General features: G+C 70.3%; 17 protein-coding genes. 16 read left to right on the top strand and 1 reads right to left on the bottom strand.

Going from position 1 to position 17,323, the window contains the following annotated elements:
• Positions 1-67: 67 nt before the first annotated feature.
• Positions 68-1,039 carry a UDP-glucose 4-epimerase GalE gene (gene galE, locus ACFWP5_RS12335; RefSeq protein ID WP_384154191.1) on the bottom strand — a complete coding sequence of 324 codons (972 nt, stop codon included), beginning with the start codon at positions 1,037-1,039 and terminating at the stop codon, positions 68-70.
• A gap of 276 nt (positions 1,040-1,315) precedes the next feature.
• Here galE and ACFWP5_RS12330 point away from each other — a divergent pair, with 276 nt between their 5' ends.
• From ACFWP5_RS12330 to ACFWP5_RS12255, 16 genes are all read left to right on the top strand, one after another.
• On the top strand, positions 1,316-3,112 hold the full coding sequence (locus tag ACFWP5_RS12330; protein ID WP_384154189.1) for a DUF5941 domain-containing protein: 1,797 nt from the start codon (positions 1,316-1,318) through the stop codon (positions 3,110-3,112).
• A complete protein-coding gene (locus ACFWP5_RS12325) occupies positions 3,109-3,861 on the top strand; it encodes a sugar phosphate nucleotidyltransferase (RefSeq protein ID WP_384154187.1) in 753 nt (250 codons plus the stop codon). The genes ACFWP5_RS12330 and ACFWP5_RS12325 overlap by 4 nt, the downstream gene beginning before the upstream one ends.
• Positions 3,849-4,910, top strand: coding sequence for an iron-containing alcohol dehydrogenase family protein (locus ACFWP5_RS12320; RefSeq protein ID WP_384154185.1), 1,062 nt, complete (start codon positions 3,849-3,851; stop codon positions 4,908-4,910). Before ACFWP5_RS12325 ends, ACFWP5_RS12320 begins: the two co-directional genes overlap by 13 nt.
• Positions 4,888-5,667, top strand: coding sequence for a CDP-alcohol phosphatidyltransferase family protein (locus ACFWP5_RS12315; RefSeq protein ID WP_384154183.1), 780 nt, complete (start codon positions 4,888-4,890; stop codon positions 5,665-5,667). Before ACFWP5_RS12320 ends, ACFWP5_RS12315 begins: the two co-directional genes overlap by 23 nt.
• Positions 5,668-5,672: 5 nt before the next feature.
• Positions 5,673-6,545 (top strand): glycosyltransferase family 2 protein, encoded by an 873-nt coding sequence (locus tag ACFWP5_RS12310; RefSeq protein ID WP_384154306.1) that lies wholly within the window; start codon positions 5,673-5,675, stop codon positions 6,543-6,545.
• Positions 6,546-6,697: 152 nt separating this feature from the next.
• A complete protein-coding gene (locus ACFWP5_RS12305) occupies positions 6,698-7,627 on the top strand; it encodes an ABC transporter permease (RefSeq protein WP_384154181.1) in 930 nt (309 codons plus the stop codon).
• Complete coding sequence (locus tag ACFWP5_RS12300) at positions 7,620-8,411, top strand: ABC transporter ATP-binding protein (protein WP_384154179.1); 792 nt, start codon at positions 7,620-7,622, stop codon at positions 8,409-8,411. The genes ACFWP5_RS12305 and ACFWP5_RS12300 overlap by 8 nt, the downstream gene beginning before the upstream one ends.
• A gap of 386 nt (positions 8,412-8,797) precedes the next feature.
• Positions 8,798-9,700 carry a squalene synthase HpnC gene (hpnC, locus tag ACFWP5_RS12295; protein ID WP_384154177.1) on the top strand — a complete coding sequence of 301 codons (903 nt, stop codon included), beginning with the start codon at positions 8,798-8,800 and terminating at the stop codon, positions 9,698-9,700.
• Entirely contained in the window at positions 9,697-10,647 is a 951-nt protein-coding gene (hpnD, locus tag ACFWP5_RS12290; protein ID WP_384154175.1) for a presqualene diphosphate synthase HpnD, read from the top strand. Before hpnC ends, hpnD begins: the two co-directional genes overlap by 4 nt.
• Positions 10,647-10,787 (top strand): DUF6380 family protein, encoded by a 141-nt coding sequence (locus ACFWP5_RS12285; protein ID WP_384154173.1) that lies wholly within the window; start codon positions 10,647-10,649, stop codon positions 10,785-10,787. Before hpnD ends, ACFWP5_RS12285 begins: the two co-directional genes overlap by 1 nt.
• Complete coding sequence (gene hpnE / locus ACFWP5_RS12280; RefSeq protein WP_384154171.1) at positions 10,784-12,214, top strand: hydroxysqualene dehydroxylase HpnE; 1,431 nt, start codon at positions 10,784-10,786, stop codon at positions 12,212-12,214. The genes ACFWP5_RS12285 and hpnE overlap by 4 nt, the downstream gene beginning before the upstream one ends.
• On the top strand, positions 12,214-13,341 hold the full coding sequence (locus ACFWP5_RS12275) for a polyprenyl synthetase family protein (RefSeq protein WP_384154169.1): 1,128 nt from the start codon (positions 12,214-12,216) through the stop codon (positions 13,339-13,341). Before hpnE ends, ACFWP5_RS12275 begins: the two co-directional genes overlap by 1 nt.
• A 112-nt stretch (positions 13,342-13,453) precedes the next feature.
• Positions 13,454-15,445 carry a squalene--hopene cyclase gene (shc, locus tag ACFWP5_RS12270; RefSeq protein ID WP_384154167.1) on the top strand — a complete coding sequence of 664 codons (1,992 nt, stop codon included), beginning with the start codon at positions 13,454-13,456 and terminating at the stop codon, positions 15,443-15,445.
• On the top strand, positions 15,445-16,086 hold the full coding sequence (locus ACFWP5_RS12265) for a 1-hydroxy-2-methyl-2-butenyl 4-diphosphate reductase (RefSeq protein WP_384154165.1): 642 nt from the start codon (positions 15,445-15,447) through the stop codon (positions 16,084-16,086). The genes shc and ACFWP5_RS12265 overlap by 1 nt, the downstream gene beginning before the upstream one ends.
• A gap of 5 nt (positions 16,087-16,091) precedes the next feature.
• Positions 16,092-17,114, top strand: a complete 1,023-nt coding sequence (gene hpnH / locus ACFWP5_RS12260) for an adenosyl-hopene transferase HpnH (RefSeq protein ID WP_384154164.1) — start codon at positions 16,092-16,094, stop codon at positions 17,112-17,114.
• Positions 17,115-17,118: 4 nt separating this feature from the next.
• A partial coding sequence (locus ACFWP5_RS12255) for a flavodoxin-dependent (E)-4-hydroxy-3-methylbut-2-enyl-diphosphate synthase (RefSeq protein WP_384154162.1) occupies positions 17,119-17,323 on the top strand: 205 nt, incomplete at its 3' end.

The following is a 17,323-nucleotide window of genomic DNA, read 5'->3' as shown; positions in this document are numbered from 1 at the left end:
GCACTGAACACCGTTGTCATGTCCCCTGACCTGCGCAAACGAATCGCAGGTCAGGATGGTGCGGGGATCAGTGACCGTGGTGCGACTGCCACCCTCGCCACGCCGATTCGACCATCTCCCGCACCCCACGCCGAGCCGTCCACCCCAGCTCTACGGAGGCCCGCTCGGCGGAGGCGACCGCGCGCGGCGCGTCACCGGGACGCCGCCCCTCGACGACGGCCGGCCGCCGGTCCCCGGTGATCTCGCCGATCACGGTGACCAGCTCGCGGACCGAAACCCCTTGCCCGCGGCCGATGTTCACCGTCAGATCGCCGCTTCCGCCCCCGTCGGCCAGCCGTCGCGCCGCCGCCAGATGCGCCTCCGCGAGATCCGCGACATGGATGTAGTCGCGGACACAGGTGCCGTCCGGGGTCGGATAGTCGTCGCCGAAGATCCGCGGGGCCTCGTCGCGGGTGAGCCGGTCGAAGACCATGGGGACGATGTTGAAGACGCCCGTGTCGGCCAGCTCGGGGGCGGCGGCGCCCGCCACGTTGAAGTAGCGCAGGCACACCGTGTGGATGCCGTGCGCCGCGCCCGCCGCCCGGACCAGCCACTCACCGGTGAGCTTGGTCTCGCCGTACGGGTTCACCGGTGCGCACGGGGTGTCCTCGGTGATCAGGTCCACGCCCGGGTCGCCGTAGACCGCCGCCGAGGACGAGAACACGAACCGCTCGACGCCCGCGCCGGCGACCGCGTCCAGGAGGGTCGCGAGGCCGCCGACGTTCTCCCGGTAGTAGTGCGTCGGCCGGGCCACGGACTCGGCGACCTGCTTGCGCGCCGCGAGATGCACGACCCCCGTCACCCCGTGCTCGGCGAACACCCGCTTCAGCAGGTCGCCGTCCAGGGAGGAGCCGTGGACGAGCGGGACGGTCGTCGGAAGCCGGGCGGGGTTCCCCGCCGAGAGGTCGTCCAGGGCGACGACACGTTCCCCGGCGTCCGCCATCGCCCGCGCCACATGGGCCCCGATGTATCCGGCTCCGCCGGTGATCAGCCATGTCATGGGCATTCACCCTATGCCGATACGGAGAGGGCCTCCGCAATGTCCCGCGATGCCCGGTCTGAGGGGTGCGGTTTGTCGGCCGGGCCCCGAATCCCTGATGATGATCTCGGCGGAGGCGCCTGCAGACCCTGTTGATCAGGCCATGAACGGCCGGTGAACACGGGTTTGAGAGCATCCGATAGCCTCTGCCGACATGCCGCCCGGGTGCCACCCGAAGGGCGCCACCACCATGCACATGACCGGCGCCCGAGCGTCGGACCCAGGGAGTGAGTTCGGTTGCCGACCGCCATCCTCACCGGTCAGCCGGTCCCCGGCTCGTCGATCGAGAGCGATCTGCGGTCGCTCGGCTTCGACGTCCGGACCGCCACCGACACCACCGAGGCGGAGACGCTCCTCGCGGCGGTCCCCGGTGACCAGCGGGTCGCCGTCGTGGACGCCCGCTTCGTGGGCCACCCGCACGCGCTGCGCCTCGGCCTCACCGACCCCCGCTTCCCGCTCGCCGCGGTACCGGGCGCCGTGACCGCGCAGCCGGCCGGCCGCCAGGCCCTGACCCGGGCGGTCGCCCGCGAGCACTCGGCCGGCGGCGGCACGACCCTCCTCGACAACCTCGCCGACCGCGTCGTCACCGCCCTCGACGCCGACGGCTGCGACGTGCACCGCCCCGAGCTGGGCAGCCTCGTCGCCACGGTCCCCGCCGACCCGCAGGCCCGCAACGAGGCACGCCAGGCCGTCGCCGCCGTCGACGACGAGGCCGTACGCCTGAAGTCGGCCGTGAAGTCCCGCGACGGCTTCTTCACCACCCACTTCATCAGCCCGTACTCCCGCTACATCGCGCGCTGGTGCGCCCGCCGCGGCCTCACCCCGAACCAGATCACCACCGCCTCCCTGCTCACCGCGCTGATCGCGGCGGGCTGCGCGGCCACCGGTACCCGCGGCGGCTACGTCGCATCCGGCGTGCTGCTCCTCTTCTCCTTCGTCCTCGACTGCGTCGACGGACAGATCGCCCGCTACGCCCTGCAGTACTCGACGCTCGGCGCCTGGCTCGACGCCACCTTCGACCGCGCCAAGGAGTACGCCTACTACGCCGGCCTCGCGCTGGGAGCGGCCCGGGGCGGCGACGACGTATGGGCGCTCGCGCTCGGCGCGATGATCCTGCAGACCTGCCGGCACGTCGTGGACTTCTCGTTCAACGAGGCCAACCATGACGCCACCGCCAACACCAGCCCCACCGCCGCCCTCTCCGACAAGCTCGACAGCGTCGGCTGGACGGTCTGGGTGCGCCGGATGATAGTCCTGCCCATCGGCGAACGATGGGCGATGATCGCCGTCCTCACGGCCGCGACGACCCCCCGCATCACCTTCTACGTCCTCCTCGTCGGCTGCGCCTTCGCGGCGACGTACACGACGGCGGGCCGGGTGCTGCGCTCACTGACCCGCAAGGCGCGGCGCACGGACCGCGCGGCCCAGGCGCTGGCGGACCTCGCGGACAACGGACCGCTCGCCTCGGCCGTGGCGAAGCTGCGTGGCCCGAACACGCGGTTCCACCGGAGTTCCCCCGTGCTGTTCGCCGTGCTCGGTGTCGCCATCCTCATCTCGGCGGTCCTGTCCGGTGACCCCTGGATCGCTGTCGGCGGTGCCGTCGTCTACGTCGTCACCTCGGGCCTCGCCCTCTCCCAGCCCCTCAAGGGCTCCCTCGACTGGCTGGTCCCCCCGCTCTTCCGGGCGGCCGAATACTGCACCGTCCTGGTCCTCGCGGCTAAAGCGGAGGTAAACGGAGCACTTCCCGCAGCTTTCGGCCTGGTGGCCGCCGTCGCCTACCATCACTACGACACGGTGTACCGCATCCGCGGCAACGCCGGGGCGTCCCCGGCCTGGCTGGTGCGCGCCATCGGGGGGCACGAGGGGCGGACGCTGCTCGTCACCGTTCTCGCCGCCGCGCTCACCGCGTCGCAGTTCACGGTCGCGCTCACGGCGGTTGCCGTGGCCGTGGCCCTGCTGGTGCTCGTCGAGAGCATCCGCTTCTGGGTGTCCGCAGGGGCGCCCGCCGTACACGATGAAGGAGAACCCGCATGATCGGCCTCGTGCTGGCGGCCGGCGCCGGACGGCGTCTGCGCCCCTACACCGACAGCCTTCCCAAGGCTCTGGTGCCGGTGGGGCCCGCGGGCATAGAGGGCGAACCGACGGTCCTGGACCTCACCCTCGGCAACTTCGCCGAGATCGGTCTGACCGAGGTCGCGATCATCGTCGGCTACCGCAAGGAAGCCGTGTACGAGCGCAAGGCGGCCCTTGAGGCGAAGTACGGCCTCAAGCTCACCCTCATCGACAACGACAAGGCCGAGGAGTGGAACAACGCCTACTCCCTGTGGTGCGGACGTGACGCCCTCAAGGACGGCGTGATCCTCGCCAACGGCGACACCGTCCACCCTGTCTCCGTCGAGCGGACGCTGCTCGCGGCGCGCGGCGAGGGCAGGCGGATCATCCTCGCCCTCGACACCGTGAAGTCCCTGGCGGACGAGGAGATGAAGGTCGTCGTCGACCCCGCCAAGGGCATGACGAAGATCACCAAGCTGATGGACCCCGCCGAGGCGACCGGCGAGTACATCGGCGTCACCCTCATCGAGGGCGACGCCACCCCCGAGCTGGCCGACGCGCTCAAGACGGTGTGGGAGACCGACCCGCAGCAGTTCTACGAGCACGGCTACCAGGAGCTCGTGAACCGCGGCTTCCGGATCGACGTGGCCCCGATCGGTGACGTCAAGTGGGTCGAGATCGACAACCACGACGATCTGGCCAAGGGTCGGGAGATCGCGTGCCTGTACTGACCCGGCTGATTCCCTCGCCCGTCGTCGTGGACATCCGCCCGGGTGCCCTCGACGACCTGGCCGGTGTCCTCGCCGACCAGCGCATCTCGCACTCCGGCCGGCTCGCCGTCGCCGTCAGCGGCGGCTCCGGCGCCCGGCTGCGCGCGCGCCTCGAACCGAGCCTGCCCGGCGCCACCTGGTACGAGGTCGGCGGCGGCACCCTCGACGACGCGATCCGGCTGGCCGGCGACATGAAGGCCGGTCACTACGACGCGGTCGTGGGCCTCGGCGGCGGCAAGATCATCGACTGCGCCAAGTTCGCCGCGGCGCGCATCGGCCTGCCGCTGGTCGCCGTACCGACGAACCTCGCCCACGACGGCCTGTGCTCGCCGGTCGCCACCCTCGACAACGACGCGGGCCGCGGCTCGTACGGCGTGCCGAACCCGATCGCCGTCGTCATCGACCTGGACGTGATCCGCGAGGCACCGGTCCGCTTCGTGCGGGCGGGCATCGGGGACGCGATCTCCAACATCTCCGCGATCGCGGACTGGGAGCTCGCCAACCGCGTCAAGGGCGAGAAGATCGACGGGCTGGCCGCGGCCATGGCCCGGCAGGCGGGCGAGGCCGTACTGCGACACCCGGGCGGGGTCGGCGACAACAACTTCCTCCAGGTGCTCGCCGAGGCGCTGGTACTCACCGGTGTCGCGATGTCGATCTCCGGGGACTCCCGTCCGGCCTCCGGCGCCTGCCACGAGATCAACCACGCCTTCGACCTGCTCTTCCCCAAACGCGCGGCGAGCCACGGCGAGCAGTGCGGACTGGGCGCGGCCTTCGCGATGTACCTGCGCGGAGCCCACGAGGAATCGGCGTACATGGCCGAGGTACTGCGCCGGCACGGACTGCCGGTGCTGCCCGAGGAGATCGGCTTCACGGTGGACGAGTTCGTCCGCGCCGTGGAGTTCGCCCCGGAGACCCGCCCCGGCCGCTACACCATCCTCGAACACCTCGACCTGAAAACCGACCAGATCAAGGACATCTACGCCGACTATGTCAAGGCCATCGGTAGCTGAACTCCGTCCCGTCGTCCACCCCGCAGGGGTGAAGGACCGGCGCAGCGGTGAGCACTGGATGGGACGCCTCTACATGCGTGAGGTGTCTCTGCGGGTCGACCGCTACCTGGTGAACACCAGGATCTCGCCCAACCAGCTCACGTACCTGATGACCGTCTTCGGGGTGCTCGCGGCCCCGGCACTGCTGGTGCCGGGGATCACCGGCGCGGTGCTCGGGGTGGTGTGCGTCCAGATGTATCTGCTGCTGGACTGCGTCGACGGCGAGATCGCGCGCTGGCGGCAGCAGTTCTCGCTCGGCGGGGTCTACCTCGACCGGGTCGGCGCCTATCTGACCGACGCGGCCGTGCTCGTCGGTTTCGGGCTGCGCGCCGCCGACCTGTGGGGCAGCGGCCGTATCGACTGGCTGTGGGCCTTCCTCGGGACGCTGGCCGCGCTCGGCGCGATCCTGATCAAGGCCGAGACCGACCTGGTCGGCGTAGCCCGTCACCAGACCGGCAAGGCCCCGGTCCAGGAGGCCGCGTCCGAGATGCGCTCCTCCGGGATGGCGCTGGCCCGCCGGGCCGCCGCCGCCTTCAAGTTCCACCGGCTGATCCTCGGCATCGAGGCGTCGCTGCTGATCCTGGTCCTGGCGATCGTGGACCAGGTCCGCGGCGACCTGTACTTCTCGCGGCTCGGCGTCGCCGTGATGGCCGGCATCGCGCTGCTGCAGACCCTGCTGCACCTGGTGTCGATCCTCGCGTCGAGCAGGCTGAAGTGAGCGGCATGAAGGTCGGCGCGGTGATCATCACCATGGGCAACCGCCCCGACGAACTGCGGGCGCTGCTCGACTCGGTCGCCAAGCAGGACGGCGACCGGGTCGAGGCGGTCGTCGTCGGCAACGGCTCGCCCGTCCCGGACGTCCCCGAGGGCGTGCGGACCATAGAACTGCCCGAGAACCTCGGCATCCCCGGCGGCCGCAACATCGGCCTGGAGGCCTTCGGGCCCGGCGGTCGCGATGTCGACATAGTGATGTTCCTCGACGACGACGGGCTCCTCGCCCAGCACGACACCGCCGAGCTGTGCCGGCAGGCCTTCGCCGCTGACCCCCGGCTCGGCATCATCAGCTTCCGCATCGCCGACCCGGACACCGGCGCCACCCAGCGCCGCCACGTCCCGCGGCTGCGCGCCTCCGACCCGATGCGCTCCTCCCGGGTCACCACCTTCCTCGGCGGCGCCAATGCCGTCCGCACGAAGGTCTTCGCCGAGGTCGGCGCACTCCCGGACGCGTTCTTCTACGCCCACGAGGAGACCGACCTCGCCTGGCGGGCTCTCGACGCGGGCTGGATGATCGACTACCGGTCCGACATGGTGCTGTACCACCCGACCACCGCGCCCTCGCGGCACGCGGTCTACCACCGCATGGTCGCCCGCAACCGGGTCTGGCTGGCCCGCCGCAACCTCCCCGCACCCCTCGTCCCCGTCTACCTCGGCGTGTGGCTGCTGCTCACCCTCCTGCGCCGCCCCTCGCGCCCGGCGCTGCGGGCCTGGTTCGGCGGGTTCAAGGAGGGCTGGACCACTCCGTGCGGACCGCGCAGGCCCATGCGGTGGCGTACGGTGTGGCGCCTGACTCGACTGGGCCGCCCCCCGGTGATCTGACAAGCTCGGGGTGTCCGGCCGCGCGCGGGGCGCGCGGAGGACCCCCCTCGACACGTATCCGGCGGCGGATACGTGTCACGTCCTGTAGCACAATTCCGTGAGACGAACGCAAGACAGCCGTAAGACGAATCCGAAAATGAAGGCATCCACCCTTGAGTGAGACAACGCATGACGGCGGAGTCGCGGTGAGCCCGCGTCCGTCGCCCGACGAAGGCCTCACGGCGGCGCAGCTGTCCGCCAAGTACGGGCTGACGGTGAGCGGTGCCCGCCCCGGACTCGCCGAGTACATCCGCCAGCTCTGGGGACGCCGGCACTTCATCCTCGCCTTCTCCCAGGCGAAGCTGACGGCCCAGTACAGCCAGGCGAAGCTCGGCCAGCTCTGGCAGGTGGCCACGCCGCTGCTCAACGCGGCTGTGTACTTCTTCATCTTCGGCGTCATCCTGAAGGCCAGCCGGGGCATGTCCCGGGACGTGTACATCCCGTTCCTGGTCACGGGCGTCTTCGTCTTCACCTTCACGCAGAGCTCGATCATGGCGGGCGTCCGCGCGATCTCCGGCAACCTCGGCCTGGTGCGCGCGCTGCACTTCCCGCGGGCCTCGCTGCCGATCTCGTTCGCGCTCCAGCAGCTCCAGCAGCTGCTGTTCTCGATGGTCGTGCTGTTCGTCATCGTCGTCGGATTCGGCAGCTACCCCAGTCTGTCCTGGCTGCTGATCGTCCCGATCCTGGTGCTGCAGTTCCTCTTCAACACCGGGCTCGCGCTGATCGTGGCGCGGATGGGCGCCAAGACCCCGGACCTCGCCCAGCTGATGCCGTTCATCCTGCGCACCTGGATGTACGCGTCGGGCGTCATGTTCTCCATCAGCACGATGATGGAGGGCCGCTCCGAGGTGTTCATCCGCGTGCTGCAGGTGAACCCGGCCGCCATCTACATGGACCTGATGCGGTTCGCGATCATCGACGGCTACGGCGCCTCGAACCTGCCGCCGCATGTCTGGGCCATCGCCGCCTTCTGGGCCGTGGTCCTGTTCGTCGGCGGCTTCGTGTACTTCTGGCAGGCGGAGGAGCGGTACGGCCGTGGCTGAGCACAACGTCGAGCAGACCCCCCAGGATCTGGTACCCACCGTCATCGCGGACGAGCTGCACATCGTCTACCGCGTGCACGGCGCCAAGACCGGCAAGGGCAGTGCCACCTCCGCCCTCAGCCGCATAGTCAAGCGCGGCGAGGAGCGCGGTGTGCGCAAGGTGCACGCCGTCAAGGGTGTCTCCTTCGTCGCCTACCGCGGCGAGGCCGTCGGCCTGATCGGCTCGAACGGCTCCGGCAAGTCGACCCTGCTGCGCGCCATCGCCGGCCTGCTCCCCGCGGAGAAGGGCAGGGTCTACACCAACGGCCAGCCCTCGCTGCTCGGCGTGAACGCGGCCCTGATGAACGACCTCACCGGCGAGCGGAACGTCATCCTGGGCGGACTCGCCATGGGCATGAGCCGCGAGCAGGTCAGAGAGCGCTACCAGGACATCGTCGACTTCTCCGGCATCAACGAGAAGGGCGACTTCATCACCCTCCCGATGCGCACCTACTCCTCCGGCATGGCGGCCCGGCTGCGCTTCTCCATCGCGGCGGCGAAGGACCACGACGTCCTGATGATCGACGAGGCGCTGGCCACCGGCGACCGCAAGTTCCAGGTCCGCTCCGAGGAGCGCATCCGCGAGCTGCGCAAGTCCGCGGGCACGGTGTTTCTTGTCAGTCACAACAACAAGTCGATCCGCGACACCTGCGACCGGGTGCTGTGGCTGGAACGCGGCGAACTGCGGATGGACGGCCCGACCGACGAGGTCATCAAGGAGTACGAGAAGTTCACGGGCAAGTAGTCCACTCGCATACGGGCGGAAAAGCCCAGAACGCTTCCCAGAGCCCCGCCGGAACTGCTCCGGCGGGGCTCCGCGTCTGCAAAGGAAACGTCAACTCGGCCCCGCCCAAGGAATCTTGACGCCAATCGGTGTGTTGTTGTGATGTGCAGGACACCCCGAGGAAGCTCGCTGCGTTGTACAACGTAAGCTGTACCGGTGCCGAATAGCGGCAAGTGGGGCGATAATGCGCGACACCCTTCTGCGGGTATGTGTGCGGACGACCGGGCGGCGTGTCCGAAATAGTGTGTATTGGGTCGGCAGTGTAGAACGGGAGATGTGACGGCAATGGCTACGGAAACTCCCCAGCTCACCGAAGCATGCGCCGTCCCCGCCCCTGGCAGTGAGCGGTGACCGGAACCGGCTCCGCCGGCACCGGTGATCCGGAGCGCGGCACACTCGACAAGGCCGCCGGCGAGAACTTCCCCGTGGCGCCTTTCTTCCTGCCCAGGGACTGGCGCACCGATCTCATGGCGGTGTACGGATTCGCCCGCCTCGTCGACGACATCGGCGACGGCGACCTGGCCCCCGGCGGCGCCGACGCCAGGCTGCTCGGCGTGTCGCCCGAAGAGGCCGAGGACCGCCTGCTCCTCCTCGACGCCTTCGAGGCCGATCTGCACCGCGTCTTCGACGGCACCCCGAGCCACCCCCTGCTGCGCCGCCTCCAGCCGACCGTCCGCCGCCGCGCGCTGACCCCCGAGCCCTTCCTCGGCCTGATCGCCGCGAACCGCCAGGACCAGCTCGTCACGCGCTACGAGACCTACGACGACCTCCTCGCCTACTGCGAGCTGTCCGCCAACCCGGTCGGCCGCCTCGTCCTCGGCGTCACCGGCACCGAGACCCCCGAGCGGGTCCGGCTCTCCGACGCGATCTGTACCGCACTTCAGATCGTCGAACACCTCCAGGACGTCGCCGAGGACCTCGGCCGCGACCGCATCTACCTGCCCGCCCAGGACATGAAGCGCTTTCATGTCCAGGAAGCGGATCTCGCCACGCCCTCCGCGGGCGCATCGGTGCGCGCACTGGTTGCATACGAAGCAGAACGCGCCCGCGATCTCCTGAATGAAGGCGCCCCCCTGGTGGGTAGCGTCCACGGCAGGTTGAAGCTGCTGCTCGCGGGGTTCGTGGCGGGGGGAAGGGCGGCGATCCGAGCGATCGTCGCCGCTGAATACGACGTACTTCCCGGCCCGCCCAAACCCGGCAAGATCCAGTTGCTGCGTGAGGTGGGCGTGACTCTGCGAGGAGAGGGGTGATCCGCAGCGTGGAGTCTGCACCGCACATGTCCGCACCGGTACTCGCCGCCTACAGCTACTGCGAGGCCGTCACCGGACAGCAGGCACGTAACTTCGCGTACGGCATCAGACTGTTGCCGACGCCCAAGCGCCGCGCGATGTCGGCGCTGTACGCGTTCTCCCGGCGCGTCGACGACATCGGCGACGGCGCGCTGCCGACCGACGTCAAGTCGGCACGCCTTGAGGACACCCGGGCGCTGCTCACCCGGGTCCGCGAGGGCAAGGTCGAGGAGGACGACACCGACCCGGTCGCGGTCGCCCTCGCGCACACGGCCGAGGCATTCCCGGTCCCGCTCGACGGCCTGGACGAACTCATCGACGGCGTCCTGATGGACGTACGCGGCGAGACCTACGAGACGTGGGACGACCTGAAGGTCTACTGCCGGTGTGTCGCGGGTGCGATCGGGCGGCTCTCGCTCGGCGTGTTCGGCACGGAGGCGGGCGCGCGCGGCGTCGAGCGCGCCTCGGAGTACGCCGACACGCTGGGGCTCGCGCTCCAGCTCACCAACATCCTGAGAGACGTCCGCGAGGACGCCGAGGGCGGCCGTACCTATCTGCCCGCCGACGACCTCGCGAAATTCGGCTGCTCGGCCGGGTTCGACGGGCCGACTCCGCCGGAGGGCTCCGACTTCGCGGGTCTCGTGCACTTCGAGGTGCGACGGGCCCGCACCCTTTTCGCCGAGGGTTACCGGCTGCTCCCCATGCTCGACCGCCGCAGCGGCGCCTGTGTCGCCGCCATGGCCGGCATCTACCGCCGTCTCCTCGACCGCATCGAGCGCGAGCCGGAGGCCGTCCTGCGCGGCCGCGTCTCCCTGCCCGGCCGCGAGAAGGCCTACGTCGCGGTGCGCGGCCTGTCCGGCCTGGACGCCCGGCACGTCACGCGGAGGACCCTCAGGAGGCGCACCTGATGGACAAAGTGGGCCAAGGCGATGTCACCGGAGAAATGCGGCACGCAACCCTCCGGTGCGAAGCGGCGTCCCTGACTGCAACGGTCTGCCGTGGCTGGTTCGAGCGCCGCGGTGGGCGCGCAGGGGGGAGTGCACGATGAGCGACGGGACGCGGCCCGACGGGCTGTCCGCCGATCCGGTGACGGGGCCGGCCGGACGGCATGCCGTCGTGATCGGCGGCGGGCTCGCCGGCGTCACCACCGCGCTCGCGCTCGCCGACGCCGGAGTCCGCGTCACCCTGCTCGAAGGCCGGCCGCGCCTGGGCGGGCTCGCCTTCTCCTTCCAGCGCGGCGACCTCACCGTGGACAACGGACAGCACGTGTATCTGCGCTGCTGCACCGCCTACCGCTGGTTCCTCGACCGCATCGAGGGCGCGGCGCTGGCTCCGCTGCAGGATCGTCTCGACGTGCCCGTACTCGACGTGAACCGCCCCGAGGGGCGCCGCCTCGGCAGGCTGCGGCGCGACGCGCTGCCCGTGCCCCTGCATCTGGGGCGCAGCCTCGCGACGTACCCGCATCTCTCGCTCGCCGAACGCGCCAGAGTGGGGCGTGCCGCGCTCGCGCTCAAAGCGCTCGACCTCGCCGATCCGGCCCTGGACGCGCAGAGCTTCGGCACTTGGTTGACCGCGCACGGTCAGTCGGCGCGTGCCGTCGAGGCACTGTGGGACCTGGTCGGGGTCGCCACCCTCAACGCGGTCGCGGGCGACTCCTCGCTCGCACTGGCCGCGATGGTGTTCAAGACCGGTCTGCTCTCCGACCCGGGCGCGGCCGACATCGGCTGGGCACACGTCCCGCTGGGCGAACTGCACGACCGGCTCGCCCGCAAGGCGCTCGACTCCGCGGGCGTGCGCACCGAAGTCCGTACACGCGTCACCTCCATCTCTACAGACGAGAACGGGCGCCTGCGCGTTCAGGTTCCCGGCGAGACTCTTGAGGCCGACGCCGTCGTGCTCGCCGTACCGCAGCGCGAGGCCCACGATCTGCTGCCCGACGGCGCCCTCGACGACCCCGGGCGACTGCTCGCGATCGACACCGCGCCGATCCTCAACATCCACGTCGTCTACGACCGCAAGGTGCTCGCCCGGCCGTTCTTCGCGGCGCTGGGCACCCCCGTGCAGTGGGTGTTCGACCGGACCGACGCGTCCGGGCTGAAGGACGGCCAGTACCTGGCGCTGTCCCAGTCGGCCGCGCACGACGAGATCGACGAAACCGTGGCCGCGCTGCGGGAGCGCTACCTCCCCGAGCTGGAGCGGCTGCTGCCCGGTGCGCGCGGCGCCGAGGTGAAGGACTTCTTCGTGACCAGGGAGCGCACGGCGACGTTCGCTCCCGCCCCCGGCGTCGGACGGCTGCGGCCCGGCGCCCGCACCAAGACCCCCGGCCTGTACCTGGCCGGAGCGTGGACCGCCACAGGGTGGCCCGCGACCATGGAGAGTGCGGTCCGCAGTGGGGTGAGCGCGGCGGACGCCGCACTCGCCGCCCTGGGCCGGCCCCGCCCCCGTCATCTCTTCGGTTTCGAGGAGGCGGCGTGATGCTCGATCAGCATGCGGCAGGCCCCCGCACCTCCGGTACCGCGACAAGAGGAGAGACTGTGCCCACTGTGCCCCCGGCCGAGACGGCTGCCGACGCGGTGGACGTGTCCGCGCTCCTGGAGCGCGGCCGGACCCTTGCCACACCGGTACTGCGGGCGGCCGTGGACCGCCTGGCTCCCCCCATGGACACCGTCGCCGCCTACCACTTCGGCTGGATCGACGCCGAGGGCAACCCGGCGGCCGGTGACGGCGGCAAGGCCGTACGCCCCGCGCTCGCCGTGCTCTCCGCCGAGGTCACCGGCGCCGCGCCCGAGACCGGCATCCCCGGCGCCGTCGCCGTCGAACTGGTCCACAACTTCTCGCTCCTGCACGACGACCTGATGGACGGCGACGAACAGCGCCGGCACCGCGACACCGTCTGGAAGGTGCACGGCCCCTCCCAGGCCATCCTCGTCGGCGACGCCCTCTTCGCGCTGGCCAACGAGGTCCTGCTGGAGCTCGGCACCGTCGAGGCCGGCCGCGCCACCCGCCGCCTCACCACCGCGACCCGCGCCCTCATCGACGGCCAGGCGCAGGACATCTCCTACGAGCACCGCGACCGCGTCAGCGTCGAGGAGTGCCTGGAGATGGAGGGCAACAAGACCGGTGCCCTGCTCGCCTGCGCCTCCTCCATCGGGGCCGTGCTCGGCGGCGCGGACGACCGCACCGCCGACGTCCTGGAGAAGTACGGCTACCACCTCGGCCTGGCCTTCCAGGCCGTCGACGACCTCCTCGGCATCTGGGGCGACCCGGAGGCCACCGGGAAGCAGACCTGGAGCGATCTGCGCCAGCGCAAGAAGTCCCTGCCCGTGGTGGCGGCGCTCGCGGCGGGCGGACCCGCCTCCGAGCGGCTCGGCGAGATGCTCGCCGCCGACGCCAAGAGCAGCGACTTCGGGAACTTCTCCGAGGAGGAGTTCGCGGCCCGCGCCGCGCTCATCGAGGAGGCCGGCGGCCGCGAGTGGACCGCCGAAGAGGCACGCCGTCAGCACACCATCGCCATCGAGGTCCTGGACGCCATCGACATGCCCGACCGGGTTCGGGCGCAGTTCACGGCACTCGCCGACTTCGTCGTCGTACGAAAGAGATGATCACTATCGGTCGAATAGCCCTCGCGTAGTCGCCGGCCGGTGCTGCGAAGATACGAGTACCGGCCGACGGCGGACCCACAGCAGAGACATGCCACTGCACGAAGGGGAAGCCATGACAGCGACGACCGACGGAAGCACCGGGGCCATGCCTCCCCGTGTTGCCGCGGCCAGCGAAACCGACATCAACACCCCCGTGGCGGCCGGGGTGCACGACGCCGCCGCACACGCCGTACAACGCGCCACCGACTTCCTCCTCTCGCAGCAGGACGCCCAGGGCTGGTGGAAGGGCGACCTGGAGACGAACGTCACCATGGACGCCGAGGATCTGCTGCTCCGTCAGTTCCTGGGCATCAGCGACGAGTCGACGACCCAGGCCGCCGCACTCTTCATCCGCGGCGAGCAGCGCGAGGACGGCGCCTGGGCCAGCTTCTACGGCGGCCCCGGCGAACTCTCCACCACCATCGAGGCGTACGTCGCCCTCCGGCTGGCCGGTGACGCGCCGGACGCCCCGCACATGGCGAAGGCGTCCGCGTGGGCCCGAGAGCGGGGCGGGATCGCCGCGGCCCGGGTCTTCACCCGGATCTGGCTCGCGCTGTTCGGCTGGTGGAAGTGGGACGACCTGCCCGAACTCCCGCCGGAACTCCTGTACTTCCCCACCTGGGTACCGCTCAACATCTACGACTTCGGATGCTGGGCCCGGCAGACCATCGTGCCGCTGACGGTCGTCTCCGCGAAGCGGCCGGTACGACCCGCGCCCTTCCCGCTCGACGAACTGCACACCGACGCGAACGACCCGAACCCGGTCAAGCCCCTTGCCCGGGTGGCGAGTTGGGACGGCGCCTTCCAGCGGATCGACAAGGCGCTGCACCTCTACCGCAAGGTGGCCCCGCGCAAGCTGCGCGGGGCGGCCATGAAAGCGGCGGCGCGCTGGATCATCGAGCGGCAGGAGAACGACGGCTGCTGGGGCGGCATCCAGCCGCCGGCCGTGTACTCGGTGATCGCCCTGCACCTGCTGGGCTACGACCTCGAACACCCCGTGATGCGCGCGGGACTTGAGTCGCTGGACCGGTTCGCGGTCTGGCGCGAGGACGGGTCCCGGATGATCGAGGCCTGCCAGTCCCCGGTGTGGGACACCTGCCTCGCGACCATCGCGCTCGCCGACGCGGGCGTACCCGCCGACCATCCCCAACTGGTCAAAGCGGCCGACTGGATGCTCGGGGAGGAGATCGTCCGCCCCGGCGACTGGGCGGTCAAACGGCCCCAACTGCCGCCGGGCGGCTGGGCGTTCGAGTTCCACAACGACAACTACCCCGACATCGACGACACCGCCGAGGTCGTGCTCGCGCTGCGCCGGGTCAGACATCACGACCCGGAACGGCTCGACCGGGCCGCCGGACGCGCGGTCCGCTGGAACCTCGGAATGCAGTCGAAGAACGGCGGTTGGGGCGCCTTCGACGTCGACAACACCAGCCCGTTCCCCAACCGGCTGCCGTTCTGCGACTTCGGCGAGGTCATCGACCCGCCGTCGGCGGACGTCACCGCGCACGTCGTCGAGATGCTCGCCGTCGAGGGCCTCGCCCACGACCCGCGCACCCGGCGGGGAATCGAGTGGCTACTGGCCGAACAGGAGCCGGACGGCTCGTGGTTCGGCCGCTGGGGCGTCAACTACGTCTACGGCACCGGGTCCGTCGTACCGGCGCTCGCCGCCGCCGGAATCCCCGGCTCGCACCCGGCGATCCGGCGTGCGGTCACCTGGCTGGAGACCGTGCAGAACGACGACGGCGGCTGGGGCGAGGACCTGCGCTCCTACAAGTACGCCAAGGAATGGAGCGGCCGGGGCGCCTCCACCGCCTCGCAGACGGCCTGGGCGCTGATGGCCCTGCTCGCGGCGGGGGAGCGGGACTCCAAGGCCGTGGAACGCGGTGTCGCGTGGCTCGCGACGACCCAGCGGGAGGACGGGTCCTGGGACGAGCCCTACTTCACCGGCACGGGCTTCCCGTGGGACTTCTCCATCAACTACCACCTCTACCGGCAGGTGTTCCCGCTCACCGCGCTCGGGCGCTACGTGCACGGAGAACCGTTCTCCCAGACCAAGGGGGGCTGATGGGCGGACAGTCCGCCGGACCGCCGCTGCTGATCGCCTGCGCGCTCGGCATCGAGCGACTCGCCCTGCGCGCAGGCGACCGCTCCGGCGCCGACGGGCCGGTCACTTTCCTCAGGACGGGGATGGGGCCTCAGGCGGCCGAGGAGGCCGTCACCCGGTGCCTCGCCGACCCGGCGCTGTCCGAGGCCGCCGTACTGGCCACGGGCTTCTGCGCCGGACTCGCCCCCGGCATGCACCCCGGCGACCTGGTGGTCGCCGAGGAGACCAGACAGGCGCGCGGAACCGTTCCGTGCGTCGGTACCGAGCTGCTCGTCAAGGAACTGGTGCGGGCCCTGCCCGGACGCACCGTCCACACCGGCCCCCTGACCGGCTCCGATCACATCGTCCGCGGTCAGGAACGGTCGGATCTGCTCGCGACCGGCGCAATCGCGGTCGACATGGAGTCGGCGGCCACGCTGCTGAGCGCCGTACGTACGGGTGCGCGCCCGGTTGCGGCCGTACGGGTGGTCGTGGACGCTCCTGAACATGAACTCGTCCGGATCGGCACGGTGCGCGGTGGAATATCGGCTTTCCGCGTTCTTCGATCCGTTCTTCCCGCTTTTTTCGAATGGCACCGTTCTTTGCTGCTCCCTCGGAGGTGAGCCAGATGGCCATGCCGCTGCGCCAGACAATCAAGGTCGCTACATACTTGGCCGAACAGAAGCTCCGCAAGCGGGACAAGTTCCCCCTGATCGTGGAGTTGGAACCTCTCTTCGCATGCAACCTCGCATGCGAGGGCTGCGGCAAGATCCAGCACCCCGCCGGGGTGCTCAAGCAGCGCATGCCGGTGGCCCAGGCCGTCGGGGCGGTGCTGGAGTCCGGTGCGCCGATGGTGTCCATCGCCGGCGGTGAGCCGCTGATGCACCCTCAGATCGACGAGATCGTGCGGCAGTTGGTGGCGAAGAAGAAGTACGTCTTCCTCTGCACCAACGCCATGCTGCTGCGCAAGAAGATGGACAAGTTCACGCCCTCGCCGTACTTCGCGTTCGCGGTGCACATCGACGGGCTGCGCGAGCGGCACGACGAGTCCGTGGCGAAGGAGGGCGTGTTCGACGAGGCCGTCGAGGCGATCAAGGAGGCCAAGAAGCGCGGCTTCCGGGTCACCACCAACTCGACCTTCTTCAACACCGACACCCCGCAGACCATCATCGAGGTGCTCAACTTCCTCAACGACGACCTCAAGGTCGACGAGATGATGATCTCGCCCGCCTACGCCTACGAGAAGGCGCCCGACCAGGAGCACTTCCTGGGCGTGGAACAGACCCGCGAGTTGTTCAAGAAGGCCTTCGCGGGCGGCAACCGGCGCAAGTGGCGGCTCAACCACTCCCCGCTCTTCCTGGACTTCCTGGAGGGCAAGGTCGACTTCCCGTGCACCGCGTGGGCGATCCCGAACTACTCGCTCTTCGGCTGGCAGCGCCCCTGCTACCTGATGAGCGACGGGTACGTCCCGACGTACCGGGAGCTGATCGAGGAGACCGACTGGGACAAGTACGGCCGCGGCAAGGACCCGCGCTGCGCCAACTGCATGGCGCACTGCGGTTACGAGCCGACCGCCGTCCTCGCCACCATGGGCTCGCTCAAGGAGTCGCTGCGCGCCATGCGCGAGACGGTCTCCGGAAACCGCGAGTGACGCGATGACCGCCATTTCCTTGGGCGTCCCCGAGGTACCGGTCCGGCCGATCGCCGAGCGACGTGTGTCGCGACGGATCGAGGTCGGACCGGTGGCGGTCGGGGGCGGGGCTCCCGTCTCGGTCCAGTCGATGACCACGACCCGTACGTCGGACATCGGCGCCACGCTCCAGCAGATCGCCGAACTCACCGCGTCCGGCTGCCAGATCG

Origin of the sequence: Streptomyces sp. NPDC058469 (assembly GCF_042721125.1) — a bacterium.
GTDB lineage: Bacteria > Actinomycetota > Actinomycetes > Streptomycetales > Streptomycetaceae > Streptomyces.
Note: the sequence above shows the minus strand (reverse complement) of the source record. Positions and strands in the feature narration are given on the sequence as shown.